This is a genomic window from Parasedimentitalea maritima (assembly GCF_005771405.1).
GTDB lineage: Bacteria > Pseudomonadota > Alphaproteobacteria > Rhodobacterales > Rhodobacteraceae > Parasedimentitalea > Parasedimentitalea maritima.
This window is the reverse complement of the sequence record NZ_VAUA01000003.1, coordinates 285,626-308,883: the sequence shown is the minus strand read 5'-3', so window position 1 is coordinate 308,883 and position 23,258 is coordinate 285,626. Positions and strand designations below refer to the sequence as shown.

Here is a 23,258-nt window from a genome sequence, read left to right as displayed (position 1 = left end):
CGTGACGAAAACGAGGATAATGCCATGTCGCGCCGTTGCGAATTGACCGGAAAAGGCCCGATGACGGGCAATAACGTAAGCCATGCCAAAAACCGCACACGCCGTCGGTTTTTGCCAAACCTGAACGACGTAACCCTGCAGTCCGAGACTCTGGGCCGCGGCGTTAAGCTGAAGATTTCGGCTGCTGCTCTGCGCACCGTTGATCACCGTGGTGGTCTGGACGCATTCTTGGCAAAAGCCAAAGACGACGAGCTGTCAACAGGCGCGTTGAAAGTGAAGAAAGAGATCGCCAAGGCAGTTGTTGCTGCTCAGGCCTGATCCCTTCACCGGATCAAAAAATTTGCACCCTGTACGAGTGATCGTGCAGGGTGTTTTTGTTTGTTGTGCCAGCACAAACTGCGACTGTTTTGCGACTTGCAGATTGACCAAACCCCGGCCTATCTTGCGGCAATGAGACATCTTATCCGTTCATACCTGACCCTGTTTCTGGTCTTTGCGATCACCCTGACCGCCCATAGCGCCGGCGCTGCGGCGGGGATGCGTGATGCGACCGGTCAGATGGTGATCTGTTCAGGCAATGGACCGGTGGTGATCTATGTGGACGCGGATGGTCAGCCCACGCGGGCGCCACATGACTGTCCTGATTGCATTTCTGCGGCGCTGGATGTGGTGTTGCCAGTGCAACACGCAGAGCATGCCACCCCCGAGCCAATGCGCCGGGCTGAGTTTCTTGTAGCGATACGTCTCCAGTCTCGGATGCCACTGCAGGCCGGTGCGCGTTCACCGCCGGTTGGGTCCTGAACCTACACAAACTCAAACTAAGAAATCAAAATCAGACTAAAGGAGAGACGACTATGTCTTTCAAATCCGTAGTTATTGCTGCCGCTGCATCCCTGACTCTGGCTGGAGCAGCCTTTGCCGATATGTCCAAGATCATGGTGGAAGATGCTTATGCGCGGGCTTCTAACAAGATGGCAGGCGCGGCCTTTATGGCTGTTGCCAACCACACAGGTGAGGACGACCGCCTGATCGCAGTCAGCAGCGATATCGCCAAGCGCACCGAGCTGCACACCCATAAGGACATGGGCGATGGTGTCATGAAGATGATGCATGTCGAGGAAGGCTTTGCGATTCCTGCTGGCGAGACACATATGCTGCAACGTGGTGGTGACCACGTGATGTTTATGGGTCTGACCCAGGAGCTGAAACAGGGGGACACAGTTACGCTGACCCTGACCTTTGAAAAGGCTGGTGATGTGGTTGTTGAAGTCCCAGTCGATCTGGAGCGCAAGGCGAGCCATGGTGGTATGGGTCATACCAAACACAGCAACTAAGCAAGCGGGGCGCGGCGTCCGACGGCGCTGCCGCCCTCCTGCGCGCCTGGCCAGCCCTTTGGGGCTGGCTTTGACGTTTCAGGGCTGGCCGATCACCTCATTGACCCATTGAGGGACAATCACGGTGGCAGGGCCAAAGCGTGTTTCAGCAAAACTCGAAACCATTGACGATGGCTCCAGATTAAGCTCAACCGTGTGAGCGCCCGCCGCCTGAGCTTCGTGGACAAATGCCGCTGCCGGATAGACCTGTGATGAGGTTCCAATGGAAGCAAACAGATCCGCACCGGCGAGCTGGGCATAGATCTGCTCCATGTCATAAGGCATCTCGCCAAACCAAACGATATCGGGACGTGCTGCAGGCATCTGACAAGACGGGCAGAGTGTGCCCCGGTGCATGTCCTCAGCTGCGTACCAGCGGTGGCTGCAAGCCGCACAAAGGGCGCCGTCCAGAATGCCATGCATATGCCAAACGTTAGAGGCCCCACCTTTCTCATGAAGCCCATCAACGTTTTGCGTGATGATCACAACCTCGCCGGGGTGTTGGGCCTGCAGCTGTGCCAGTGCCATATGGGCGGCATTGGGCTGCGCCGCCGAGGACTGGTGCCTGCGGGCATTATAGAAGGAATGAACAAGATCAGGATTGCGGGCAAAGCCTTCGGGTGTTGCGACATCTTCGATCCGGTGTTGCGCCCAGAGCCCATTTTCATCTCGAAACGTGCCCAAGCCACTTTCAGCTGAGATCCCGGCTCCGGTGAGAATAACGATCTTGCTCAATTCAACACTCCCAGGGCCAAGGCCTTTGCGGCTTCATAACTCGGTTTTCCCGTGAAGAAATCGAGGGTGCCATGCTCGTCTTCTTTGTAATGATCGGCATGAAACAACCGCCCGGAACCATCATGCATCATCGCGGTAATCGCATAAGAACCAATGGAAATCACTTCGCGAAAGCAGATGCCATCATCAAACAGGAACATATAGGCCTTTGCAAAGTCTCCGACTATGGGCGACAACTCATATGCAAGAATGTCTCCATTAGGGTGTGGAAGAACTTCTTTCAGAGTGATTTCCTGTTCGTAGGGGGCAAGGTAGCCAGCCCAGGTTTTCATTGTGCAGTCTGTTTCGTAGGGGGATGGCGCAGTGTCTGCCCAGAGCGGACTGGCCGAGATGACAAATAGGGCTATGGCAAACCCATGCAAGCCGTTGTTAAGTAACTTCACATCTGCGCCTTTCCACAACTAACACAGGACACCTCTCTACCATGCCTCAGAAAATTCTGTTTGTCTGTCTTGGTAACATCTGCCGCTCGCCTGCAGCTGAAGGCGTGTTTCGCGATCTTGCGCCGGAGTTTATGACGGACAGTGCTGGCACATCAGACTGGCATGTGGGGGAGCCACCATATGGGGCCATGCAATCTGCGCTGCGGGGACGTGGGGTTGATATCTCTGACCTTCGGGCCCGGCAATTCGCCCCATCTGACTATGATCGTTTTGATCTGATCATCGTGATGGATGCCGACAATCAAGCTAAAGTCGAGACCCTGCGCCCATCAGGGTGTCAGACACCAGTGCAGTTGTTCACAGACTACGCCGCTGCGACGCAGGCGGATCATGTGCCCGACCCCTATTCCACCCGCGATTTTGACGGCTGTCTGGATTTGATTGCTCAGTGCGCCACTGGATTGAAGCAGGCACTCGACGCGCCTGATTGATCTTTCGCAGGAGCCAGCGAGAGAGGCAGGGTATTACTCTTCCATCACCTGCAACTGTCCGGCTAGCCAGGGTAACTGGCTGATCGCAGGCCCAATGACCTGGCTTTGCAACAGGTGACGCATGGTTTGCGCGACGTCGCGTGGTACCCGATCGGCCCAATCGGCGGCGGCGAACAAGGAAATGTCGCGTGAAAACGCCCCGAAAGGCAAAGGAAAAGCATCAATTTGATCGTGGAACCGACCCGCCCGCATATAGCCAAGTGGCGTGGTCACCGACCAGCCAATCCGCCGCGCAACCATAGCCATAAGGGCCAAATGAGAGCCGATTTCAAAGCGCTCTTCAAACTCTAGTTTCTGCTGCGCCAGATGGGCTTCGATTTGTTGTGAAATCAGTTGCTCGTGATCATACCGGAGCAGGGGCAACTGTCTTAGTAATTCTTCCTGAGTGCTGGGATCGGACAGGAACCCTTTGGGGGCCACCAGAATGAAAGGGTCGCGTACCAGAGGGTATTCCACAATGTCTTCGCGCTGTTCACCGGTGCTGGCTGCCACCGCAATGTGCAAATCCCGCGCGGCCATTGCCCGGCTGATGTCATGGCTGGACGCAGTGATCATCTTGAACCGGCATTGGGTCAGGCTATCGGCCAGAATGGTAACCAGACGAGGGGTGAGATCATTGTCGAAATCGTCGATCAGGCCAATCGACAAGGTCGACAGGTGGGTCAGATCCATGACCGTCAATTCGCTCTGCGCCAGCCGCAGCTCTGACAAGACGACCTCGGTTCGGTTCAGGAAATTGCGGCCAGCTGCGGTCACCAGCATCGGGCGGCGGCTGTGATCAACCAGGTCAGACCCCAGTGCCTTTTCCAGATTGCGCAGCTGTTGGCTCACGGCCGGCTGGCTTAGTCCGGTCAGTTCAGCGGCCTGTGCGACTGACCCCGTTTTGGCCAGGGCTTCAAACACCTCGAGCCCCCGAAGGGTTACCCCTTTCATCAGCATTTGCACGCTCCCCATTTTTGTTCAGCCTTTTGTGAGTATGCGGGGTACTAGGGTCAAGAGCGAAAACCGGAAGGCGGGAATGTCGAGGCGGCGTAACAACTTAAAAGTCATTAAAATTGTAAGTACTTGGTGGAAGTGATTTCCCTAGCGTCACACGTCCTGAAGTGACGCCAGAGGTCTGGAGGTGGTTTTGGGCGGAACAGGCAGCGCGTTGATTAGCTGCAAGTGCGGGCTGCACGCTCTCCAAAGGCCTTGTAGCGCAGCCAGAGACGCTCATCGCTGCGGCTATCGGATTGCCGGATTACTTGTGCCTGATGTGGATCATCAAACCACTTGGCGACGGTGCGCTGTTCAGAACTCGAGAGGCTGGCCTTGGCGACCTTGCCAATGCACCGACACAGCGATGGCGATGACGCCGAGCGGTCGGATTGGCGGCAAGCGCGCTCAACGGTACTCGCCTGAACAGGCGCGGAAGGTACAATAACAAGTGGCCCTGCACAGAGCAGGGGGATCAGCAGCAGCTTCATAGTCGACGTCCTCGGGCCAGATAAGCGAGTCTTGGTGCTCGCGTTTTGGGCACTATGACGAAAGCGCGGGTTTGTTGCAATCATGGTAAATGCAGCAAAAGCTTTGGGCAGGAATCTGCCGGGCCTATGTTGTTTGAGATGTATTGCGCTAAAATATCAGGTGTGACCCGAGGACAGTGTCGTCAGGATTGATTGGGTCCGCGCAGCGCGCGAATGGCTTGCCGGATGGCTTTCCAGTCCTGAACCTTGTCACTGTTACCCGCGGCCTCACATTCTTGCATCTTATGAGCCGCTTCTGCTTCTGCCTTGTCGCCATGCGCGCTGTACAATGCACGAGCAAATTCTGCGGTTTGGATGGCATTCATAGGGTGGTCCTCCTGCGGTTGGCACCTGGCTGTTCGCGCGCCTGGAGAGGTTAGTATACACGAAATGGCGGTTTGATGCATGGGGGGGGGACGCAAGTAAGGCCTTAGAACTACCGCTAAGGGCAGCGGCTGACGTTGGGGAGGTGCAAAGCGCCTTCTCCGTTTTGCCGGAGGCAAACCTCTGGTTTGACGGGAAGGTCAGGCGCGGCCCGGTCTGGCGACCGGGCGAAGGAGCTAGCGTTCCTCTTCAGCCAGCTTTCTAGCTGCTCCATATCCTCAATAGCATCAAAATCCGCCAACGAATGCACCCATAGATCAAATAACCTTGCCCGCACCCTATACGGCCGCTTGACCAGCGCAAGAATCCAAATCATATCCACACCCATGACCGAACTGTCCAAAATCCGCAATTTCTCGATCGTGGCGCATATTGACCACGGCAAATCCACCCTTGCTGACCGTCTTATCCAAGAGACCGGCACGGTGGCTGGCCGTGATATGAAAGCGCAGTTGCTCGACTCTATGGATATCGAGCGCGAGCGCGGTATCACCATCAAGGCCAATACGGTGCGGATTGATTACAAGGCGGACGACGGGGAGAACTATGTTCTGAACCTGATCGACACCCCCGGTCACGTCGATTTCGCCTATGAGGTCTCCCGCTCGATGCGTGCGGTCGAAGGCTCGCTGCTGGTCGTCGACAGCTCGCAAGGGGTCGAGGCGCAGACGCTGGCCAATGTCTACCACGCGATGGAGGCCGACCATGAGATCGTGCCTGTGTTGAACAAGATCGACCTGCCGGCCTCTGACTGTGACCGCGTGGCCGAACAAATCGAAGATGTGATTGGTATTGAGGCCACAGGCGCCATTCAGGTTTCTGCCAAAACCGGGCAGGGGATCCACGAAACTCTCGAAGCTATCGTCAACGAACTACCCGCCCCAACCGGCACCCGCGACGCGCCGCTGAAGGCGATGTTGGTGGACAGCTGGTATGACAGCTATCTGGGTGTGATCGTTCTGGTCCGCATCATCGACGGTGAGTTGAAAAAGGGCATGCGGGTCAAGTTCATGTCCAACGACACCCTGCACAGCGTTGACCGCATCGGCGTGTTCCGCCCCGAGATGGAAACTATTGATGTGCTGGGCCCCGGCGAGATGGGGTTCCTGACCGCGTCAATCAAGCAGGTGCGCGACACCCGTGTGGGTGATACCATCACCAATGACCGTCAGGGCTGCGAAGTGGCGTTGGACGGCTTTAAGCCCGCGCAACCCGTGGTGTTCTGTGGCTTATTCCCGGTCGACAGTGCCGAGTTCGAAGACCTGCGCGACGCGATTGACAAGCTGGCGCTGAACGACGCCTCCTTTACGTTTGAGATGGAGACATCCGCGGCGCTGGGCTTTGGCTTCCGTTGTGGCTTCCTGGGGCTGCTGCACCTCGAAGTGGTCCGCGATCGTATTGAGCGTGAGTATAACATCGAGCTGATCACCACCGCGCCCTCGGTGGTGTATCACGTGTTCATGCGCGATGGCACTATGGTTGAACTGCACAATCCAGCAGATATGCCCGACCTGACCCATGTGGACCACCTGGAAGAGCCGCGGATTAAGGCGACTATTCTGGTGCCTGACGAATATCTGGGTGATGTGCTGAAGCTGTGTCAGGATCGCCGTGGTCTGCAGGAAGACCTGACCTATGCCGGTTCGCGTGCGATGGCAGTTTATGACCTGCCATTGAACGAGGTAGTGTTTGACTTTTACGACCGTCTGAAATCGGTGACCAAGGGCTATGCCTCGTTTGATTACCAGATGACCGGCTACCGCGAGGACAATCTGGTCAAGATGTCGATCTTGGTCAATGACGAGCCGGTGGATGCGCTGTCGATGATGGTGCACCGTGACCGGGCTGATGCCCGTGGCCGCGCCATGGTCGAAAAGCTCAAAGACCTGATCCCGCGCCACATGTTCAAGATCCCGATCCAGGCGGCCATCGGCGGTAAAGTGATCGCCCGCGAAACCCTGTCTGCCCTGCGCAAAGACGTGACCGCCAAGTGTTACGGCGGCGACGCCAGCCGTAAGCGGAAGCTGCTGGACAAGCAGAAAAAGGGTAAGAAAAAGATGCGCCAGTTTGGTAAAGTCGACATCCCACAAGAGGCGTTTATTTCCGCACTTAAAATGGACAGCTAAAGCTGCCCATTTTAAGTGACGGCGGCAGCGAATGACGAAGTCAATCGCGCGCCCACACGGGAATGTTCTGCGGTACGTCGCGCAAAGGCCCCCTTCAGCACCAACCTCAATCGCATCACCTAAAAACCGGCGGGGCACCAGCTCCGCCGGTTTCCGTTGTACGCCCCCCTAACAGCCCTCCAGCCCGGCGGCACGTCGGGCCGCGCGACCCTCTCCCCACGGGAGGGCGCTTCACGCCCAGCCAGGGTCGTGCGCTTCCCTTAGTTCTATTATCAAAACTGTGCCGCTAGGAACCTGCACCCATGGGCTCCGTTCGTTTAGAAACGAAACCATCCCCCAGATGGTTTCTGAGAAGTGTCTTCACTCCCTCAGATCATTTCCAAGACAGTCCTCACCCCCAAAGCACACCAAACGCACCGGCAAAGGCTTTCACTCTGTCGGGGTGGCCAATCTAGGCTGGGTTCTACTCAGAGGCATCATCTCGTGACGTCCTCGTGAAACGGTTCTGTTGATCATCCATTGTAAATTCAGGCGGCGCCGCCCGAGGGGCGGAGGAGGTCGGGGGTTTCACCCGGCCCGCAATATCCATTGCTAGGCGCCCCGGTTTTAATCGGGGCCCGGTTCCATGTCAGCCGGAGGTGTCAGGTCCGGCTGGGGTGTCGCGACAGGGGGACACTGGCGTATTGGTTTTAACATCGTGCAAGCGTTGCGCACGCCGATAATATGGGCGCGCAACGCTTGGGGTGGCTTACAGCGCGTTCTGGACGTCTTGTGCGGCGTCGCTGATGGCGGTTCCGGCTTTGGAAATGTCGCGGCCGGCGCCTTTGGTGGTTTCACAGGCGGCAAGAGCAAACAGGGCCAGGCCCAGTGCGAGGAATTTGGTCATTGGTGTCTCCGTCTTTAGCGTTGGGGATCTCTACCAGCATTCCGTTGTCTCTGCCAATAGGAGGCTTGGGGCGGGTTTGGGGGCGGCGCAGACTCCTCATATCCAGTGAGTTTATTGCGTTGGGTCAACGAACTAAGCTTCCAGTGACGTCAGGAGATGGCGCAGGGGTTGTGAAGGGAGCGATGGAGATGAATTTTGCCGCCCGCAGAAACACACTAGAAGCACAGCGTCGGATACTGGCCGGACATCTGCCCGAGATCGGCACTGGTGCGGGGGCTGCATTGGCTGGGGCGATCCCTCTGGGTTGGCAGCCAAAAGGAGACGAGCAGCGATGTGGCGAAATGTTGGGTCATTTTGAAATGGATGAGCTGCGGCGGATTGATGTGGCCTTGGCCCGGTTGCGCGAAGGCAGCTATGGCTTCTGCCAGATCTGTGGCGACGATATCGAAGAAGAACGGCTGGACAAATGCCCGGCAACCCCTTTTTGCTCTAGCTGTGACGGCTGATACGTCGCTGCTTTCCTTTGTGTTCCGGCTGACTTATAGCACCTTTGACTTTTGTCTTTTCCGGAGTGCCCCCAAATGACATGCGCCCTATGTTCCGCTGATGTCCCGCTGTCTGATGTCCCTGTCAGTGGCGGCCCAGACGGCGCAATTGCAGCCATTTGCGAGACCTGTCAGACGCAGATTGAGGGGGATTTGGACCCCAGCCACTGGCGTTGTCTGTCTTCGTCGATGTGGTCGGAAGACCTGCCAGTACAGGTGCTGGCTGCTCGTCTGTTGACCCGGCTGGCGGATCACGATTGGGCGCGCGATCTGAGCGATCAGCTGTGGCTGGATGATGAGACCCGCGCCTGGGTTGAGAACGTCGCAGCTGTTGTCGTGCATCGCGATAGCAATGGAGGCAAGCTCAACCAGGGCGATACCGTGGTTCTAATCAAGGATCTGCCGGTCAAAGGGGCCGGATTTACGGCCAAACGTGGGACCGCGGTGCGCGGCATTTCGCTGGTGGCGGACAATCCTGAGCATATTGAGGGCCGTGTCGAAGGGCAGCGCATTGTAATACTGACCCAGTTTGTCAAAAAGAAGTAGACGCGCAGCATCAGCACACTGCAATTTTGCCATCTCCCGTTGCCGCGCCTTCGGGGATGTGGCACAACCGGACACAACTGACTGAACAGATGAGTTTAGCACATGACTGACTTTGCCGAACGCCGCCGTATGATGGTGGATACTCAGGTCCGCCCGTCGGACGTCACCAAGTATCCGATCATTGAGGCTATGCTCCACGTCCCGCGCGAGAAATTCGTTGCTGGCGCACAGAGAGATGCGGCCTATGCCGATCAAAATATTGATCTGGGGCAGGGCCGGACCTTGCTGGAGCCACGCACGCTGGCCAAGATGCTTGATGCGCTGGATGTGCAGAACGACGAGCTGGTGTTGGATGTCGCTTGTGGGATGGGCTATTCTTCGGCTGTTGTTGCCCGCATGGCAGAGATGGTTATCGCTGTCGAAGGCGACGAAGAGCTGGCCGCTGAGGCTCAGGCCCAGTTGAGCGAAGTTGGCGCTGATAATGCAATCGTACATGTCGCCGATCTGGTTGAGGGTGCTGACGAGCACGGCCCATATGACGTCATTCTGATTCAGGGCGGGGTCGAAGAGCTACCACAATCGCTGCTGTCGCAACTGAAAGACGGCGGCCGCGTTGCCGCGATCTTCATGACCGGTGCGCTGGGGCAAGTCAAAGTTGGCTACAAAAACGGCGAGCAGATTTCATGGCGTTTTGCATTCAATGCGGGTGCTCCTGTTCTGCCAGGGTTCGCTGCGGCGAAAGAATTTGCGCTCTGATACCGGGATCGGGTCAGGGCATGATCTGCTGTTATTTTCGGCGGTGACTAGAAACATGTTCTGACCGGGACTATTTGTATCGTTCAGAATTCCAACGACAGGGCCTCTAATGGCCTGAACAGGTGAGGCGACAGATGCGCAAGACAGTAACAGCAGGACTAATCAAAAACTTTGTTTTTGCGGGCGGCCTGCTGGCTGTTGCGCTGGCTCCCAAGATTGTGCAGGCCGACAATATTTCGGATGCCATGATTGGCGCCTATAAAACCAGCGGCCTGCTAGAACAGAACCGTGCTCTGCTGCGCGCGACCGACGAAAACGTCGCAATTGCTGTGGCGCGGTTGCGTCCTGTAGTGAATTGGACGCTGACGGCGGCGCAGTCGTATAGCCGCACCAACACCGGCGCAGTGATATCGCAGACCAGCAGCGATGCTTTGTCCACAGGGCTGCGTTTGGATTGGTTGTTGTATGATGGCGGTGCGTCGCTGCTCAGCCAGCGGGCTGCACAAGAAACAGTTCTTGCGACCCGTCAAACATTGATCGATATCGAGCAGCAGGTCCTGTTCTCTGCTGTGCAAGCTTATGTAAATGTGCTGCTGCAGCAAGATACGGTTGCCTTGCGTGGCAACAACCTGCGCCTGTTGCAAGAAGAGCTGCGGGCCGCACAGGACCGGTTTGATGTCGGCGCTGTAACGCGAACGGATGTGGCTCTGGCGCAGAGCCGCGTGGCTGCTGCTCAGGCTAACCTGACCGAAAGCCGCGGAGATTTGCTCACAGCTCAGGCCGTTTATATCGAAGTGGTTGGCCATGCGCCCGGTGGGCTTGCAGGGCAACCCAACATACCACGCCGGGCTTCCTCTCTTGATTCTGCAACGTCTGTAGCTGTGCGCAATCACCCTGCGTTGTTGTCACAACAGCATTCGGTCAAAGCGGCAGAGTTGACATCTGAGAGCACAAGCAAGTCGCTTGGGCCGAGCGTTTCCTTTAGCGCCAGTGCCGCTTACTCGGACCCATGGGGCAGTACTGGCGGGACCGATACCTCTAGCACCAGCATAACCCTGACACAGCCAATTTATGCTGGCGGTGCACTTGCTGCCACCACCCGCGCCAGCGTGGCCCAGGTTGATGCCCAAAAAGGGGCTTTGATCTCGGTGCAGCGCTCGGTGGTGCAGTTTGTCAGTCAGGCCTATGTTGTTCTTGAAACTTCGCGCGCGAGCCTGGTGTCCTCAAACGAGCGGGTGCGGGCTGCACAAGTTGCTTTTGACGGGATCCGCGAAGAAGCGACCCTGGGTGCACGTACGACTCTGGATGTCTTGCAGTCCGAACAAGAATTGCTGGATGCACAGACAGCGCGGGTTCAGGCCCGGGCCAATCAGGTGATCGCAGCCTATGGGTTGCTTAGTTCGCAGGGGCTTTTGACAGCTGAACATCTGGGTCTGGCAGTCGAAATTTATGACCCGACGCTCTACTATAATCTGGTGAAAGATGCGCCAGCTTATGTCAGCCAGCGTAGCAAAGATCTGGACCGGGTGATGAAAGCCTTAGGAAAGAATTAACAATTCGTTCTATCGGTTGTGCGGATAAGCTAATCTCGCTACACTTTCCCCAAGAGGCGAAAGTGGTAAGCGAGATATGTCTGAACCTGTAACCCATGCTGAGATAGAGGATGTGCTGTCTTCGATTCGCCGTTTGGTGAGTGATGATGGCCGATCCTCTGCCCCCGTGGCTGACCGACCAGCTGAGCCTACCCAAAAGCCTGCTGCGCGTTTGGTTCTGACACCTTCCCTGCGAGTGGCCGATAAGGCGTTGGACGCCGTCGAGGATATTGGCAGCCGCGAGTCTGCTCACAAACTTGATGCATACCACCTTGTAGATGCCGAAGCTGAAGATACTTCGGCCCAAGCCATCACCGAAACGGGTGGCACTCCAACGGATGAATCTTTGGCAGAGTCATTGGATCTGCAACAGGCTGCTTCAGTGTCTTCGGAGGAACCTTCTGCCGAGGCGTTCAATATTGAGCCTGCAGAAGTTGAACCAGTTCAAGCCACCGAGCCCGATGCGATGTTACAAACGCAAGAGTTAGCTCCTGCGGAACCATCAACTGATGCGCCACAGGCTGAACAGGTGGAACCGGACGATGCCCCTTGGCGCGATCCAGATGCAACGCTGTATGCTGCGGCTGGTGTGGCCGAAACACCGGCAGCGGATGGCTCCGCTGCGCTGGATGACGACAAATCAAACTTTAGCTTCGCCGATAAAATCGCTGCTTTGGAGGCCGCCATTGGCCAGACCGAAGAGCAGTGGGAGCCGGATGGCGAGACGGATGAAGAGTATTCCGGCACAGCAGTAGAAACTCTGGATTGGGAAGATCTTGAGGAAGATGCTGCCGAACCGGGCGTCAGTGCTGCTGATGATGTTGTTGAGGCTAGTCCTCAATTCACAGCCTCGCCTGAGGTTGTTACGACAGAAGCAGACACTTTGAACGCGGCACATCTGGCTGAGCAGGCAGTTGCAGACGAAGTCCTGGGTGATTTTGCTGCTGACGAAGCCATCATGGATGAAGAGACACTGCGCGAATTAGTTGCAGATATCGTCCGTGAAGAACTTCAGGGCGCTTTGGGCGAACGTATCACACGCAACGTCCGCAAACTGGTCCGCCGCGAAATCCATCGTGCCTTGGCGGTGCAAGATCTAAGCTAAATTGCGATCAACGCCGGGTGACTTTGGCTCAGCTCAAGTGGATTTGGGCAGCTTAGGCTTTGACGGGCTTTGCCAGGTCCAACAGCTGATCCAGATCCATATAGCGCTCCAGATGATCCGCCAGCGCGTCCAGTGTTGCTTCGACACCATCGTCGTAGCCTGCGCTGCTTTCGTGCCCCAACCCAGCCAGAAAGCGGGCTCGGAATAGATCCGAGCTGAACAACCCATGCAGATACGAACCACGCACCCGTCCGTCCGGTGACGTCGCGCCCTCGGGGCGGCCTTCGACGCTCAGCCAGGCCCGAGTACAATCTGGCCCTTCGCTGCGCCCCATGTGGATTTCATAGCCAGAGACTGGTTCATTGCCACCAATGGCATGTGCGTGACGCAGGGCAACTTGCTTGTCTCCTGCCATCACCGTGTCGATATCCAGTAGTCCCAAACCAGGCACTTTACCCGGTGCGCCATCAACACCGTCCGGGTCATCAATGCTCTGGCCCAGCATTTGATAGCCACCGCAGAGCCCCAAGACATGTCCGCCGCGACGATAATGCGCCAGAATGTCGATATCCCAGCCCTGCGCCCGCAGATAGGCCAGATCGCCGATGGTGGATTTGCTGCCGGGGATCAGGACCAGATCGGCATCGCCGGGCAGGGGGCGGCCTGCAGGAACGATCTCGACAGTAACGTTGGGTTCCGCCGCCAGTGGGTCCAGATCATCAAAGTTTGCCATCCGTTCCAGCTGCGGCACCACCACTTTGCAGGCACCACCTTTACGCGACGTAATGTCCATCATGTCCTCGGCTGGTAGCTTCCAGGCGTCAAAGAACCACGGAATCACCCCCAACGATGGCCAATTGGTGCGCCGCGCGATGTCGTCGCGCCCCGCATCAAACAGGCTGAGTTCGCCGCGAAACCTGTTCACGGCAAAACCAACCACGTGATCCAAGTCCTGTTGGTCCAGCACCGCATGTGTCCCAACGATCTGTGCTATCACACCACCCCGGTGGATGTCACCAACCAGCACCACAGGGACATCGGCGGCGCAGGCAAATCCCATATTGGCAATATCATTTTTACGAAGGTTGGTTTCGGCCGGAGAGCCTGCGCCTTCGATTAGCACCAGATCGGCGGTGTCTGACAACCGATGGAAGCTCTCCAGCGCGGCCTCTAGAAGGCCGCTTTTGTCGCGCATGAACGAGCCAGCCACCTGAGTGCCACGTCGCTTGCCTTGCACAATCACCTGAGCGCCAGTGTCACTTTCGGGTTTTAGCAGGACAGGGTTCATATCCGTGTGTGGAGCGCGCCCGGCTGCCCGTGCCTGCAGCGCCTGTGCGCGACCTATCTCGCCGCCCTCAGGAGTCACTGCGGCATTGTTGGACATGTTCTGGGGCTTGAACGGTGCCACCCGCAGCCCACGCCGCAGGTAGGCGCGTGCAAGGCCCGCTACAATCAATGACTTACCAACATTGCTGCCGGTGCCTTGTATCATGATCGCCTTGGTCATTGCGTGCCTCCCGTTTCATCCTATTGCATGCCGTATTCCCCCCCATGAGGGAAGACCTGCATTGTAAAGTAGGCGATGCTTTTTGTCCGGTGTCAGGCCTGGGAGGCATCTCAGACTTCATTGACGACGATGGAGGGGAATATTTTGGGAGCCAGAAACAGAAAAACGCGCCCCCAGGACGCGTTTTTCTGTAGTCAGCTTGGCAGGCTAATCTTAGGCAGCTTCGGCCTGAGCAGCATTGCGGCGCTCGCTTTCTTCGCGGGACAGTGCAACCGAGGTGCGGACACCACGACCAACAAAATCCATCAATCCTGAAACAACCCGCTCGTTAGGGTCGATACCTGCACAGGACAGCACTTCGCGACCATCGCGCGAGCGTGCCCAGCGGGCGATTTGTTCAGGTCCATTGCCGTATTTCTTGTCATCGGCTATGGCATCATCCAACGCAGCCAATACAACAGCTGCGAACAGTTTACGGGCACGATTACCTTGCTCGTTATTAAAGGCAGTGCCGTCAACGAAATCTCTCATCTCGTTTCCTTTGTTGTTCTTGCTCTTGCAATTCTGGCGTGGCGCTCCTTATGACTGATCTAAAACGATTCGGATAGGCTCTTGTTGCATGGCTCTTATGCAAATTTTGCATACCTTTTTCTTGCTAACCACAAAATATCGTTGTCTTGCCAGTAAGGGGCACGCCAGATATAGGAACGGTTAACAATTCATCAACACCCGAGAGAGATTTATCTCATGCCCAAGATCAACGGAAATGAAATCCGGCCCGGTGCCGTGCTCGAGCACAACGATGGACTTTGGGCTGCAGTCAAGGTCGATCACGTCAAACCAGGCAAGGGTGGGGCCTTTGCACAGGTAGAACTGAGGAATTTGCGCAACGGTTCCAAACTAAACGAGCGTTTCCGCAGCGCCGATAAAGTTGAAAAAGTGCGCCTGGAGCAGAAAGATCAGCAGTTTCTCTATGAGAGTGACGGAATGCTGGTCTTCATGGACACAGAAACCTACGAACAAATCGAATTGCCAGCTGAGTTGTTGGGCGACCGCCGCCCTTTCCTGCAAGACGGTATGACCATTGTGGTGGAATTTCACGAGACAGAGGCCCTGCATGCAACAGTGCCACAAAAAGTGGTCTGCAAAGTGGTTGAGACCGAACCTGTGGTGAAAGGTCAGACTGCGGCGAAGTCTTTCAAACCAGCCGTACTGGACAATGGCGTCCGCGTGATGGTGCCGCCGTTTGTTGGCCAAGACGAAATGATCGTCGTCAACACTGACACCATGGAATACGCTGAGCGCGCTTAAGCAATAAGCATCGCTATGTATGAGGCTCTACGCTGGCAACAGCGTGGGGCCTTTTTTGTTCCATTTGCATATTAGTGCATTGCTAGTGAAAAACCGCATTCGTCCATCATTTTACCATATGCGGCGGTGAAACCCGCGAGCGAGGCAGTGGCAATGACATTGGGGCCAATATGGGCTTCAACAGAGTCTGAACGGCGCATTGACATCAGCATGGACAGAACTGAGTTGGGCAGTGGCGCACCTTCAGCCTGAAAGAAGCCTTCCTCGTTTATATAGGCACTTGCTTCGCCCTGAATGGAGCTGCCTGTGTCAAATTGAAACTGAACGGCTTGCTGATCCTGCATGGCCGTTTGGTGGTGACTGGGAGCAATTTCGATTATGCGCGGCGCGGGAAAAAAGTCGGGCGGTCCGGCGTCCCCGTTGGAGACTTCCAGTGCCCAGACGGGATCACCATCGCCACCTGTATGAGCATAGCAAGTGATCCGCAGGTCTTCGCCAGTGTCAATTCGATTCACCGAGACGTGCCAGTCCTTGTAGTTCCAATAGTCGCCACCTATGGCAGCGACGGGAAAGGCAGGCGCAGTGGCCAGCGTCAGTGAAATCATCAATACTCGCATCAATCTACCCTCTGATATCTGCTGTCAGGGTGGCACGTGATGGCACGTATGGCTATTCCCGTTCATGTACAATTCGCACAACCCATAGCCTCATTGCTCTCTGCAAGGTTGCGAGTGAAAGGATGGCTTCAGTATTTAGTTGAAACTATTTGATATTTTTTGGGCCCGGAAGAATGTCACGCAATAGCTCAAATTTGACCCGATTGGCACTGACCTGGCGATAAAACGCGATCAGAAAGGCCGTGGGGGCCTGCAAGCGTGACAATCCAAGTGTCGCGGCCACAACAGTGCCAACGTCAGTGCGCCCCTGAAGCACCAGCCAGCCACCCAGCATGAGAACAGAAACGGTGCCCGCGCCATTGATCGTACTGAGCAAAAACTTGGTCGACAATTTCCAGATGAACATCCGTCGACGCGTTTCATAGATGTGATCGAATTCCTCCAAAACAGTTTGCTCCAAGGCATTGGCCTCGGCGCTGCTGATCTGGTTGGTGGCCTGGCGAAGAATACGTACACGGTTGGCAACCAGGGTGTTGATCCGCCCCTGAGTGAAAAGCACCAATGCCACCTGAGGCGCAATCATTGCCAGTGCGATGGTCCCTAATCCTGGCTGGGTTGAAGCAATAAAGCCGATAACGCTGATCAGAGTGCCTATTTGCACCACAGGTTCTGAATAAGCGCTGCCTGCAAACTTTCCCAGCTCTTCGGCCTCTGCTGAAATTGCGGTGGTCAAGGTGCCGGTCTGAATGGCGTTTGGGTCAGTTACACATCGAGTGGTCTGTGTATACAAACGCTGGCGGAGTAGCCGGATGATGTCCTCTCCCAGAATGCCCGATCGCAGCCCCATCACCCATTTTAGCGCAAGGCTCAGCAGGATGGCTGCTGACATGCCTGCGCCGAGCAAAAACAGGGTGTTTATCGTTGCGGCGCCATCGGTCAGGGTGTTGACGATCTCTTGTTGAAATTTCAACGGCAATGCAGCCAGCGCGGCAATAGCCACCGACAAGACAATCAGGACAAGTTGGCGACCGCCGCTGACGCGCCAGATCGCAATATAAAGCTGCAACACGAAAAGGGGCCTTTGTTTTTGTCAACGTTGCGGGATCGTGGACCGGGAAGCGCTAAAGCTCAACCTGTATTGGGCAGTCTCAGCTGTGCATCGGCTGCTATCATTTCACCCTTGGCACGATCCAGCCGCAAGTAAGCGATGGCAAGTGGGCCGGACTGGGTGAACAAAGTGCCGACAGGTTTGCCCGCCGCTGTGATTGCGCTGCCAGTAGGAGCCATGCCGTTGATTTCAACTACGCGCAGTCCCTTGCGTAGTTCCGTTTTGTGCTTCATGCGGGCGGTGATTTCTTGACCAACATAGCAACCTTTACGGAAATCCACCCCGTTCAGTGCTTCAAACCCTGCTTCGAGGATATAGCTGTCCGGTGTCAGCTCAATACCGGTTTCCGGGATACAATGGGCCACGCGGATTGCATCCCAATCGCTGCCGTCATCGCCACCTTGGTCGCCATACAGCCGCCATCCCAAGTCGCTGTGCCGCGGATCCGCCAGTGCACCATCGGGGGCGTGCCCGATGCCGCGCTGTACCTGCACCTCGCTTAAGGTAATGTCGACTTTGGCCCGCAATCGATACATAGACAGGCGTTTCATCAGGTTTTCGGCCTGATCAGCGTCGGCGTCTAGCAGGACATCCGGACCTTCAGCCAGCAAAAAGAAATCGGCCAAATATTTGCCCTGCGGTGTCAACAGTGCTGCATAGACCAGCCCTTGATCGATTTTCTCCACGTCATTGGTCACCAACCCTTGCAGAAAACTGCGGGTATCAGGACCAGACAGGCGCAGGATGCGGCGTTGGCTCATTTGGGATCTCCATCACCATGGTCATATGTTGAGGCAGTGATATAGCAAGACCGGTGGAAGAAAACAGGAAAACGCGAGATGCGGGCTGAGATCAGCATAGTGATACCCACCTTAAACGCCGAAAAAGAGCTGCCGGGCTGTCTGGAGACGTTGATGGAGGGGCTGGCTGCCGGGCTTATTCGTGAACTGGTGGTCAGCGATGGCGGATCAAAAGACGCAACAGTGCAGGTTGCTGAAGCGGTAGGTGCGCGGGTGGTCACCGGGCCTGCCTCCCGCGGGGGGCAGTTGCAGCAGGGCTGTACCGAGGCGCAGGGGAATTGGCTGTTGGTAGTGCACGCGGATACCCAGCTTGCCGCAGGCTGGAGCTCGGTGGTGGCCCAACATTTGGATCAGGGTCAGGGGCGGCCAGCCTATTTTAGCCTGAGGTTTCGTGCGACGGGGCTGATGCCGGTTCTGGTGGCAGCCTGGGCCAATCTGCGTGCAAGGGTGTTTGGGCTGCCTTTTGGCGATCAGGGGTTGCTGATCCGACGTTGCGATTATGGGGCGGCGGGTGGATACCCGGATCAGCCTTTGATGGAGGATGTGGCCCTGGTTCGGCGCTTGAACGGGTTGGTGGCCCTACAGAGCGACGCGCTGACCAGTGCGAAGCGATATCAACAGCAGGGATGGCTGCGGCGCGGCACCCGAAACCTGTGGCTGCAGCTGCGGTATTTGACCGGGGAGCGTCCCGACACCTTGGCGCGATCGTATGAGCGGGGACGTGGGGACGAGATGTGACACAGGAAGGTGCGTGCAAGCACGCACCCTACGCAGCTTTCATCCAAACACCTTGCGACTGATACGGCGCCACCAACTGGGCTGAATTGTGGCGTCCTGTGTTATGGCTGGCACCTGAGCTGCAACGCCCACAGGATCTACAAGAGTTTTGCCATCCTGAAACTGAAGCCTGTAGAGATCAGCATAAATGCCACCGCGGGCCAGTAATTCATCATGAGTGCCCTGGTCGGCCACCTGTCCACGTTCCATGACTATGATTTTGTCCGCATTGCGGATGGTTGACAGTCGATGCGCAATCACCAGGGTCGTACGACCGCCAGACAGTTTGTCTAGCGCCTGCTGCACCACTTTTTCAGACTGTGCATCAAGCGCCGACGTCGCTTCGTCAAGCAACAGGATCGGAGTGTCGCGCAGCAACGCACGGGCGATCACCACCCGCTGACGCTGTCCGCCGGACAGAGCTGAACCGCGGGGGCCAACCGGTGTATCCAAACCCTGGGCCAGTTTGGGCAAGAAATCTGCGACATGGGCGGCTTCGAGGACCTCTTGTAGACGGTCGTCACTCACATCCGTGCGGCCCAAGAGGATATTCTCGCGGAGCGTTTCATCGAACAAAAGCGCCTCTTGGGTAACCACAGAGAACAAGTCCCGCAAATCTTTAAGCGCAAGATTGTCGACAGCGACATCGCCAACTGTAACCGCGCCCTTTTGCGGATCGATCAACCGCGTCAGAAGGTTGAAAATGGTCGATTTTCCCGCCCCGGATGCCCCAACCAGTGCAGTGGTCTTGCCCGCCTCAGCAACCAGTGACAAATCCCTTAGTATCGCTGCGTCACCATAGTTCAAGGTCACTGCATCCAACTTAATTTGTGGCAGGCCAACTGGCTGTGCGACGGGATTATCCGGAGAAACCAGCAGGATCGGTGCATCCATCAATTCTTTGATCCGTTCCAACGCCGCCGCCGCCGCCTGCCAGACACCGCTGATCGCGGCCAGCCGCCGCATTGGATCAAAGGCAAGGCCAATAGCTGTGAAAAAGGTCATGAACTGGCCTACAGTTTTCTCGCCCGCTATGATTTCACTACCACCATAGAGAACCACGCCCATCACCCCAAGCCCGGCCATGATATCGATCATTCCAGTGATCGAGGCGGTACCAAATGAGGCTTTGACTTCGGCACGGACAAAAGTGTTGGTTTGGCCAGAAAACCGTTCGGTTTGATAGTCTTCGAGACTATTCAACTTGATTGGGACCATGCCGTGGAAAATTTCGTCCAAACGCGTCGCCAGTGACGCGCCCATGTCCCTTGCAAGGGTGGCCTTTTTACGGACATATCGCTGGATTGCCGCGATTGGCACCAGCAGCATTGGCAACCCAATCAGCATGATCAGCGTCCAGCGCCAATCTACACTAATGGCCACCCCAAGAACCGCCACCAGTTGCGCCATATCGCGACCTGCGCCGGTGACCACAGCCTGCCAAACCTGATTGATCGCCATGACGTCGCTTTGTATCCGCTGGATCAGAAAGCCGGGAGGGTGGAGTTGGTGAAAGGCGGGGTCCTGACGGATCATCTGCGCAAGCATATCTTTGCGCAGATGTGCGGCTGAGGTCTGTGAGATTTTACTGAGGATTACTTTTTGACCAACACTGGACATGCCGCGAAAGGTGAAAATGATCAAAAAGGCTAATGCAACCCAGAACAAAGCGTCCGAATTCCCAGCGACAAATACCTCATCAAACATCGGTTGCATCATATAGCTGAGCGCCCCAACTGTGCCGCCTTCGATCAGCATCAACACCACGGCTACTCCCAATAAGGGAATGTGATGGCGCAGGTAGCCGCGCCAGAGCCAGCTCATCAACTCGCGGGAAGACTTTGGTTTGCGGGTCATGCTGGGATCTTTCGCCAAGAGTGTTGAGGCATTTCACGGCCAATTGGTTGAACTGGCGCTATTTAAGCATCTCGCGCCGACGGTGCAAGCATGCAGGCTCGTTGGAATTTGGCGTGAGAAGTCCTGGCATGGGGAGGGCGCAGGCCGTTGGGCTTTGTGGACGAGGTTACACAGCAGATCCGCAACGCGAACAGAGCAGGGAAATGTTGGGAGCGTTTTGATGCTCTTATCAGCTTTGGTGGAATTCAAACCTGCTAATGGCGTGGTTGATTAGCACTGCAAGCACCAGTACCGGGACCATGCCATACAGCATCCAGACCACAAGAAAGATCCAAACCAAGTTTATTCCCAGAAATGTGACAACCCCATTCACGAGGTCTTCTGATTGGGACAATTTTTGATCACGCATAAGGGCCTCCGGTTTTTGAGGGGGACCCTTAACAAGCTAGGACAGTGGGCAACATTGTCCGGTAAAAGAACCGAGAAGCGGGCGTGAAACCTGCGTCAGAGTGCTCTTTGGGCTGAGATGAGCGCTTGTGGTAACGCGGAGGCAAAGGCTTCGAGGTCTTTACTTGGGCCACAGCTGATACGGATGCAGCGATTTTGCGGGGCTGCAAAAGGCATACGAACAAAGATTCCCTGAGCAATCAGCGCGTCCAACACTCGTTTGGCAAAAATGCTGTCCTGTCCGCAGTCGATTGCGACAAAGTTGGTGGCGGAGGGAAGGGCTTTTAGGCCGTTTTGATCGGCGATTTCACCAATCCGGCGACGTGCTGTGGTGATTTCAGCTAGCACATGACCCAGCCAGTCTTGATCCTGCAATGCCGCAAGGGCCCCGGCTTGTGCAGCGCGGTTCATGCCAAAGTGGTTGCGCACCTTATTAAAGGCAGCGATCAAATCTGGGGCAGCAAGAGCATAGCCGACCCGGGCTCCGGCCATGCCATAGGCCTTGGAAAAGGTGCGCATGCGGATCAGGCGGGTATCGTTGGCATCAACGGGTGCAGCAGTGCCCTTGGGGGCACATTCGACATAGGCCTCATCCAGCAGCAACAAGCAGTCGCTGGGTAAGTGGTCCAGTGCGGCAACGATGTCTGCACCACGATGCCAGCTGCCCATCGGGTTGTCCGGATTGGCAAGGTAGACAAGTTTGGCACCGACCTCACCTGCCTTGGAAAACAGCGATGTCAGGTCTTCGTGGTCGTCTTTGTAGGGAACGGTGTGCAGCACGCCGCCATAGCCGCTGACGTGATAGTTGAAGGTTGGATAGGCCCCAAGAGAGGTCACCACCGTATCTCCGGGTGAAATCAGCAGACGAACCAAATAGCCAAGCAGGCCATCGATACCTTCGCCGACCATGATGTTGTCTGGACTTAGATCGTGATGTGCCGCCAGTGCTTGCCGCAACTCGTGGTTTTCGGGGTCGCCGTACATCCAAATATCAGCAGATGCGGTCTGCATGGCTTCAATAGCTCTGGGCGAGGGACCAAAGACGTTTTCATTGGCGCCTAACCGCGCAGTGAAGGCGGCGCCTCGGGCGCGCTCCTGCGTTTCGGGGCCAACAAAAGGCACGGTTGCAGGCAGCGAGAGGGCAAGCGGGGTGTAGCGCGGATCTGTCATAGGGGCAGATAACCGTATCAGGCCCGTGGCGGCAAGACTTGGCTGCCCCAACGTTGTGCTGGCCTGTACCTAGTTTGTGCGCCACCTTGGGATCTGTGACCAAAAAGGGAGGCTAAAATGGCGCGGGTATCCGTCGAGTACAAAGATCACATTGCCTATGTGACCCTGACCAGAGGCGACAAGATGAACGCGCTGGATCGTGAAATGGTTCAGGCGATAATTGACGCAGGGCAAGGGGTTGCAGGTTCTGACGCCCGTGTGGTGGTATTGTCTGGTGAAGGCAAAAGCTTTTGTGCCGGGCTGGATTTGATGAGTTTTGCCCAGATGGGGCAGATTGATCCTGACGAATGGCTGATGGCACGCAGCCACGAAGATGCCAATGAAATGCAGGAGGTGGCCATGGTTTGGCGGCGGGTGCAAGTGCCGGTGATCGCAGCGTTGCAGGGGGCTGCCTATGGCGGCGGGCTTCAACTGGCACTAGGGGCTGACATACGTGTGGCAGCACCAGACGCACGGTTGTCCGTGATGGAAATGAAGTGGGGCATTGTTCCCGACATGGGGGGCATGGTCCTGTTGCCACGCCTATTGCGGTCCGATCTATTACGGCGACTGACGTACACAGCCGAAGTGTTTGATGCGAAGCAGGCGTTGGACTGGGGGCTGGTGACGGAACTGGCTGAAGACCCATTGGCGCGGGCAGAAGAATTGGCCGCGAAGATCGCCAATCAGAGCCCCTCGGCCATTCGAGCAGCCAAGCGATTGATTGAACGGGCAGAGGCAGAGGGTCGCGAGGCGGTTTTGCTGGCCGAGTCGTCTGAACAGGTTGAGCTGATTGGCAAAGCAGAACAGATGGAAGTGATTTCGGCCCAGATGCAAGGCCGGGTGCCAGTGTTTGATTAGAGAACGCCTGCGGGCAAGCGCTTGCAGGCGCTGGTTCGATTAGCCGACTTCATGAGGATTAAGCAAACCCAGAACACCAAGGTGCAAGTCAAAACTTGCGTCTTTGTATCGGTGGAAGATGGTGCTGACCAAGGCGAGTGAGCTTTGGTCGCCTTAGATTGCCAAAATTAGTAATCAGTTGAGTGCGCCGGGAACAAAGTCGAGCCTGCGCCTTTTC

Annotated in this window: 27 protein-coding genes; 13 read left to right on the top strand and 14 right to left on the bottom strand. The window is 56.3% G+C overall.

What is annotated here, in order from left to right; genetic code table 11:
• The first annotated feature begins 24 nt into the window (after positions 1-24).
• From rpmB to FEE96_RS07765, 3 genes are all read left to right on the top strand, one after another.
• A complete protein-coding gene (gene rpmB / locus FEE96_RS07775; RefSeq protein ID WP_138162452.1) occupies positions 25-318 on the top strand; it encodes a 50S ribosomal protein L28 in 294 nt (97 codons plus the stop codon).
• Between the two features lie 132 nt (positions 319-450).
• Positions 451-801 (top strand): hypothetical protein, encoded by a 351-nt coding sequence (locus FEE96_RS07770; protein ID WP_138162451.1) that lies wholly within the window; start codon positions 451-453, stop codon positions 799-801.
• A 53-nt stretch (positions 802-854) separates the two neighbouring features.
• Entirely contained in the window at positions 855-1,334 is a 480-nt protein-coding gene (locus tag FEE96_RS07765) for a copper chaperone PCu(A)C (protein WP_138162450.1), read from the top strand.
• A 78-nt stretch (positions 1,335-1,412) separates the two neighbouring features.
• On the opposite strand, the gene FEE96_RS07760 is transcribed toward FEE96_RS07765, so the two are convergent.
• Positions 1,413-2,108 carry an NAD-dependent deacylase gene (locus FEE96_RS07760; protein WP_138162449.1) on the bottom strand — a complete coding sequence of 232 codons (696 nt, stop codon included), beginning with the start codon at positions 2,106-2,108 and terminating at the stop codon, positions 1,413-1,415.
• Entirely contained in the window at positions 2,105-2,551 is a 447-nt protein-coding gene (locus FEE96_RS07755; RefSeq protein WP_138162448.1) for a hypothetical protein, read from the bottom strand. The genes FEE96_RS07760 and FEE96_RS07755 overlap by 4 nt, the downstream gene beginning before the upstream one ends.
• A 41-nt stretch (positions 2,552-2,592) precedes the next feature.
• Between FEE96_RS07755 and FEE96_RS07750 the strand changes: the two genes are divergently transcribed.
• Positions 2,593-3,042, top strand: coding sequence for a low molecular weight protein-tyrosine-phosphatase (locus FEE96_RS07750; protein ID WP_138162447.1), 450 nt, complete (start codon positions 2,593-2,595; stop codon positions 3,040-3,042).
• Between the two features lie 33 nt (positions 3,043-3,075).
• Here FEE96_RS07750 and FEE96_RS07745 read toward each other — a convergent pair whose 3' ends face one another.
• The 3 genes from FEE96_RS07745 to FEE96_RS07735 form a co-directional block, all read right to left on the bottom strand.
• Positions 3,076-4,041 (bottom strand): LysR family transcriptional regulator, encoded by a 966-nt coding sequence (locus FEE96_RS07745; protein WP_138162446.1) that lies wholly within the window; start codon positions 4,039-4,041, stop codon positions 3,076-3,078.
• Between the two features lie 215 nt (positions 4,042-4,256).
• The gene (locus tag FEE96_RS07740) at positions 4,257-4,568 is read right to left on the bottom strand and encodes a hypothetical protein (RefSeq protein ID WP_138162445.1); all 312 of its coding nucleotides are present in this window, start codon (positions 4,566-4,568) and stop codon (positions 4,257-4,259) included.
• Between the two features lie 182 nt (positions 4,569-4,750).
• On the bottom strand, positions 4,751-4,933 hold the full coding sequence (locus FEE96_RS07735) for a hypothetical protein (RefSeq protein WP_138162444.1): 183 nt from the start codon (positions 4,931-4,933) through the stop codon (positions 4,751-4,753).
• A 384-nt stretch (positions 4,934-5,317) separates the two neighbouring features.
• Here FEE96_RS07735 and lepA point away from each other — a divergent pair, with 384 nt between their 5' ends.
• The gene (lepA, locus tag FEE96_RS07730; protein WP_138162443.1) at positions 5,318-7,117 is read left to right on the top strand and encodes a translation elongation factor 4; all 1,800 of its coding nucleotides are present in this window, start codon (positions 5,318-5,320) and stop codon (positions 7,115-7,117) included.
• Between the two features lie 748 nt (positions 7,118-7,865).
• On the opposite strand, the gene FEE96_RS07725 is transcribed toward lepA, so the two are convergent.
• Positions 7,866-8,003, bottom strand: a complete 138-nt coding sequence (locus FEE96_RS07725; protein WP_138162442.1) for an entericidin A/B family lipoprotein — start codon at positions 8,001-8,003, stop codon at positions 7,866-7,868.
• A 188-nt stretch (positions 8,004-8,191) separates the two neighbouring features.
• Between FEE96_RS07725 and FEE96_RS07720 the strand changes: the two genes are divergently transcribed.
• The 5 genes from FEE96_RS07720 to FEE96_RS07700 all read left to right on the top strand — a co-directional run bounded on the left by FEE96_RS07720 (position 8,192) and on the right by FEE96_RS07700 (position 12,547).
• Positions 8,192-8,509, top strand: coding sequence for a TraR/DksA family transcriptional regulator (locus FEE96_RS07720; RefSeq protein ID WP_138162441.1), 318 nt, complete (start codon positions 8,192-8,194; stop codon positions 8,507-8,509).
• Between the two features lie 75 nt (positions 8,510-8,584).
• Positions 8,585-9,094, top strand: a complete 510-nt coding sequence (locus FEE96_RS07715) for a PhnA domain-containing protein (RefSeq protein WP_138162440.1) — start codon at positions 8,585-8,587, stop codon at positions 9,092-9,094.
• A 102-nt stretch (positions 9,095-9,196) separates the two neighbouring features.
• Positions 9,197-9,850 (top strand): protein-L-isoaspartate O-methyltransferase family protein, encoded by a 654-nt coding sequence (locus tag FEE96_RS07710; RefSeq protein WP_138162439.1) that lies wholly within the window; start codon positions 9,197-9,199, stop codon positions 9,848-9,850.
• Between the two features lie 134 nt (positions 9,851-9,984).
• Entirely contained in the window at positions 9,985-11,403 is a 1,419-nt protein-coding gene (locus FEE96_RS07705; RefSeq protein WP_138162438.1) for a TolC family outer membrane protein, read from the top strand.
• A 76-nt stretch (positions 11,404-11,479) separates the two neighbouring features.
• Complete coding sequence (locus FEE96_RS07700; protein WP_138162437.1) at positions 11,480-12,547, top strand: hypothetical protein; 1,068 nt, start codon at positions 11,480-11,482, stop codon at positions 12,545-12,547.
• Between the two features lie 52 nt (positions 12,548-12,599).
• Here FEE96_RS07700 and FEE96_RS07695 read toward each other — a convergent pair whose 3' ends face one another.
• Positions 12,600-14,054 (bottom strand): cobyric acid synthase, encoded by a 1,455-nt coding sequence (locus FEE96_RS07695; protein WP_138162436.1) that lies wholly within the window; start codon positions 14,052-14,054, stop codon positions 12,600-12,602.
• Positions 14,055-14,267: 213 nt separating this feature from the next.
• Positions 14,268-14,585 carry a DUF6280 family protein gene (locus FEE96_RS07690; protein WP_127749698.1) on the bottom strand — a complete coding sequence of 106 codons (318 nt, stop codon included), beginning with the start codon at positions 14,583-14,585 and terminating at the stop codon, positions 14,268-14,270.
• Between the two features lie 216 nt (positions 14,586-14,801).
• Here FEE96_RS07690 and efp point away from each other — a divergent pair, with 216 nt between their 5' ends.
• Complete coding sequence (gene efp, locus FEE96_RS07685; protein ID WP_138162435.1) at positions 14,802-15,365, top strand: elongation factor P; 564 nt, start codon at positions 14,802-14,804, stop codon at positions 15,363-15,365.
• Positions 15,366-15,436: 71 nt separating this feature from the next.
• Here the strand turns inward: efp and FEE96_RS07680 are convergent, their stop codons facing one another.
• From FEE96_RS07680 to ygfZ, 3 genes are all read right to left on the bottom strand, one after another.
• The gene (locus FEE96_RS07680) at positions 15,437-15,982 is read right to left on the bottom strand and encodes a hypothetical protein (RefSeq protein ID WP_138162434.1); all 546 of its coding nucleotides are present in this window, start codon (positions 15,980-15,982) and stop codon (positions 15,437-15,439) included.
• Between the two features lie 145 nt (positions 15,983-16,127).
• Positions 16,128-17,051, bottom strand: a complete 924-nt coding sequence (locus FEE96_RS07675) for an ABC transporter transmembrane domain-containing protein (protein ID WP_138162433.1) — start codon at positions 17,049-17,051, stop codon at positions 16,128-16,130.
• 59 nt (positions 17,052-17,110) lie between these two features.
• Positions 17,111-17,851 carry a CAF17-like 4Fe-4S cluster assembly/insertion protein YgfZ gene (gene ygfZ / locus FEE96_RS07670; RefSeq protein ID WP_138162432.1) on the bottom strand — a complete coding sequence of 247 codons (741 nt, stop codon included), beginning with the start codon at positions 17,849-17,851 and terminating at the stop codon, positions 17,111-17,113.
• 78 nt (positions 17,852-17,929) lie between these two features.
• Here ygfZ and FEE96_RS07665 point away from each other — a divergent pair, with 78 nt between their 5' ends.
• Positions 17,930-18,628 carry a TIGR04283 family arsenosugar biosynthesis glycosyltransferase gene (locus FEE96_RS07665; protein WP_138162431.1) on the top strand — a complete coding sequence of 233 codons (699 nt, stop codon included), beginning with the start codon at positions 17,930-17,932 and terminating at the stop codon, positions 18,626-18,628.
• Between the two features lie 39 nt (positions 18,629-18,667).
• Here the strand turns inward: FEE96_RS07665 and FEE96_RS07660 are convergent, their stop codons facing one another.
• The 3 genes from FEE96_RS07660 to FEE96_RS07650 all read right to left on the bottom strand — a co-directional run bounded on the left by FEE96_RS07660 (position 18,668) and on the right by FEE96_RS07650 (position 22,141).
• Positions 18,668-20,524, bottom strand: a complete 1,857-nt coding sequence (locus FEE96_RS07660; RefSeq protein WP_138162430.1) for an ABC transporter ATP-binding protein — start codon at positions 20,522-20,524, stop codon at positions 18,668-18,670.
• Between the two features lie 229 nt (positions 20,525-20,753).
• A complete protein-coding gene (locus tag FEE96_RS07655) occupies positions 20,754-20,933 on the bottom strand; it encodes a histidinol phosphate aminotransferase (protein ID WP_138162429.1) in 180 nt (59 codons plus the stop codon).
• A gap of 95 nt (positions 20,934-21,028) precedes the next feature.
• Entirely contained in the window at positions 21,029-22,141 is a 1,113-nt protein-coding gene (locus FEE96_RS07650) for a pyridoxal phosphate-dependent aminotransferase (protein ID WP_138162428.1), read from the bottom strand.
• Between the two features lie 117 nt (positions 22,142-22,258).
• Here FEE96_RS07650 and FEE96_RS07645 point away from each other — a divergent pair, with 117 nt between their 5' ends.
• A complete protein-coding gene (locus tag FEE96_RS07645; RefSeq protein ID WP_138162427.1) occupies positions 22,259-23,041 on the top strand; it encodes a crotonase/enoyl-CoA hydratase family protein in 783 nt (260 codons plus the stop codon).
• The last annotated feature ends 217 nt before the right edge of the window (positions 23,042-23,258 follow it).

Coding starts and splice junctions, on each gene's coding strand:
- rpmB (WP_138162452.1), top strand. CDS start 25: ATGTCGCGCCGTTGCGAATTGACCGGAAAAGGCCCGATGACGGGCAAT.
- FEE96_RS07770 (WP_138162451.1), top strand. CDS start 451: ATGAGACATCTTATCCGTTCATACCTGACCCTGTTTCTGGTCTTTGCG.
- FEE96_RS07765 (WP_138162450.1), top strand. CDS start 855: ATGTCTTTCAAATCCGTAGTTATTGCTGCCGCTGCATCCCTGACTCTG.
- FEE96_RS07750 (WP_138162447.1), top strand. CDS start 2,593: ATGCCTCAGAAAATTCTGTTTGTCTGTCTTGGTAACATCTGCCGCTCG.
- FEE96_RS07745 (WP_138162446.1), bottom strand. CDS start 4,041: ATGCTGATGAAAGGGGTAACCCTTCGGGGGCTCGAGGTGTTTGAAGCC.
- FEE96_RS07740 (WP_138162445.1), bottom strand. CDS start 4,568: ATGAAGCTGCTGCTGATCCCCCTGCTCTGTGCAGGGCCACTTGTTATT.
- FEE96_RS07735 (WP_138162444.1), bottom strand. CDS start 4,933: ATGAATGCCATCCAAACCGCAGAATTTGCTCGTGCATTGTACAGCGCG.
- lepA (WP_138162443.1), top strand. CDS start 5,318: ATGACCGAACTGTCCAAAATCCGCAATTTCTCGATCGTGGCGCATATT.
- FEE96_RS07725 (WP_138162442.1), bottom strand. CDS start 8,003: ATGACCAAATTCCTCGCACTGGGCCTGGCCCTGTTTGCTCTTGCCGCC.
- FEE96_RS07720 (WP_138162441.1), top strand. CDS start 8,192: ATGAATTTTGCCGCCCGCAGAAACACACTAGAAGCACAGCGTCGGATA.
- FEE96_RS07715 (WP_138162440.1), top strand. CDS start 8,585: ATGACATGCGCCCTATGTTCCGCTGATGTCCCGCTGTCTGATGTCCCT.
- FEE96_RS07710 (WP_138162439.1), top strand. CDS start 9,197: ATGACTGACTTTGCCGAACGCCGCCGTATGATGGTGGATACTCAGGTC.
- FEE96_RS07705 (WP_138162438.1), top strand. CDS start 9,985: ATGCGCAAGACAGTAACAGCAGGACTAATCAAAAACTTTGTTTTTGCG.
- FEE96_RS07700 (WP_138162437.1), top strand. CDS start 11,480: ATGTCTGAACCTGTAACCCATGCTGAGATAGAGGATGTGCTGTCTTCG.
- FEE96_RS07695 (WP_138162436.1), bottom strand. CDS start 14,054: ATGACCAAGGCGATCATGATACAAGGCACCGGCAGCAATGTTGGTAAG.
- FEE96_RS07690 (WP_127749698.1), bottom strand. CDS start 14,585: ATGAGAGATTTCGTTGACGGCACTGCCTTTAATAACGAGCAAGGTAAT.
- efp (WP_138162435.1), top strand. CDS start 14,802: ATGCCCAAGATCAACGGAAATGAAATCCGGCCCGGTGCCGTGCTCGAG.
- FEE96_RS07680 (WP_138162434.1), bottom strand. CDS start 15,982: ATGCGAGTATTGATGATTTCACTGACGCTGGCCACTGCGCCTGCCTTT.
- ygfZ (WP_138162432.1), bottom strand. CDS start 17,851: ATGAGCCAACGCCGCATCCTGCGCCTGTCTGGTCCTGATACCCGCAGT.
- FEE96_RS07665 (WP_138162431.1), top strand. CDS start 17,930: ATGCGGGCTGAGATCAGCATAGTGATACCCACCTTAAACGCCGAAAAA.
- FEE96_RS07660 (WP_138162430.1), bottom strand. CDS start 20,524: ATGACCCGCAAACCAAAGTCTTCCCGCGAGTTGATGAGCTGGCTCTGG.
- FEE96_RS07655 (WP_138162429.1), bottom strand. CDS start 20,933: ATGCGTGATCAAAAATTGTCCCAATCAGAAGACCTCGTGAATGGGGTT.
- FEE96_RS07650 (WP_138162428.1), bottom strand. CDS start 22,141: ATGACAGATCCGCGCTACACCCCGCTTGCCCTCTCGCTGCCTGCAACC.
- FEE96_RS07645 (WP_138162427.1), top strand. CDS start 22,259: ATGGCGCGGGTATCCGTCGAGTACAAAGATCACATTGCCTATGTGACC.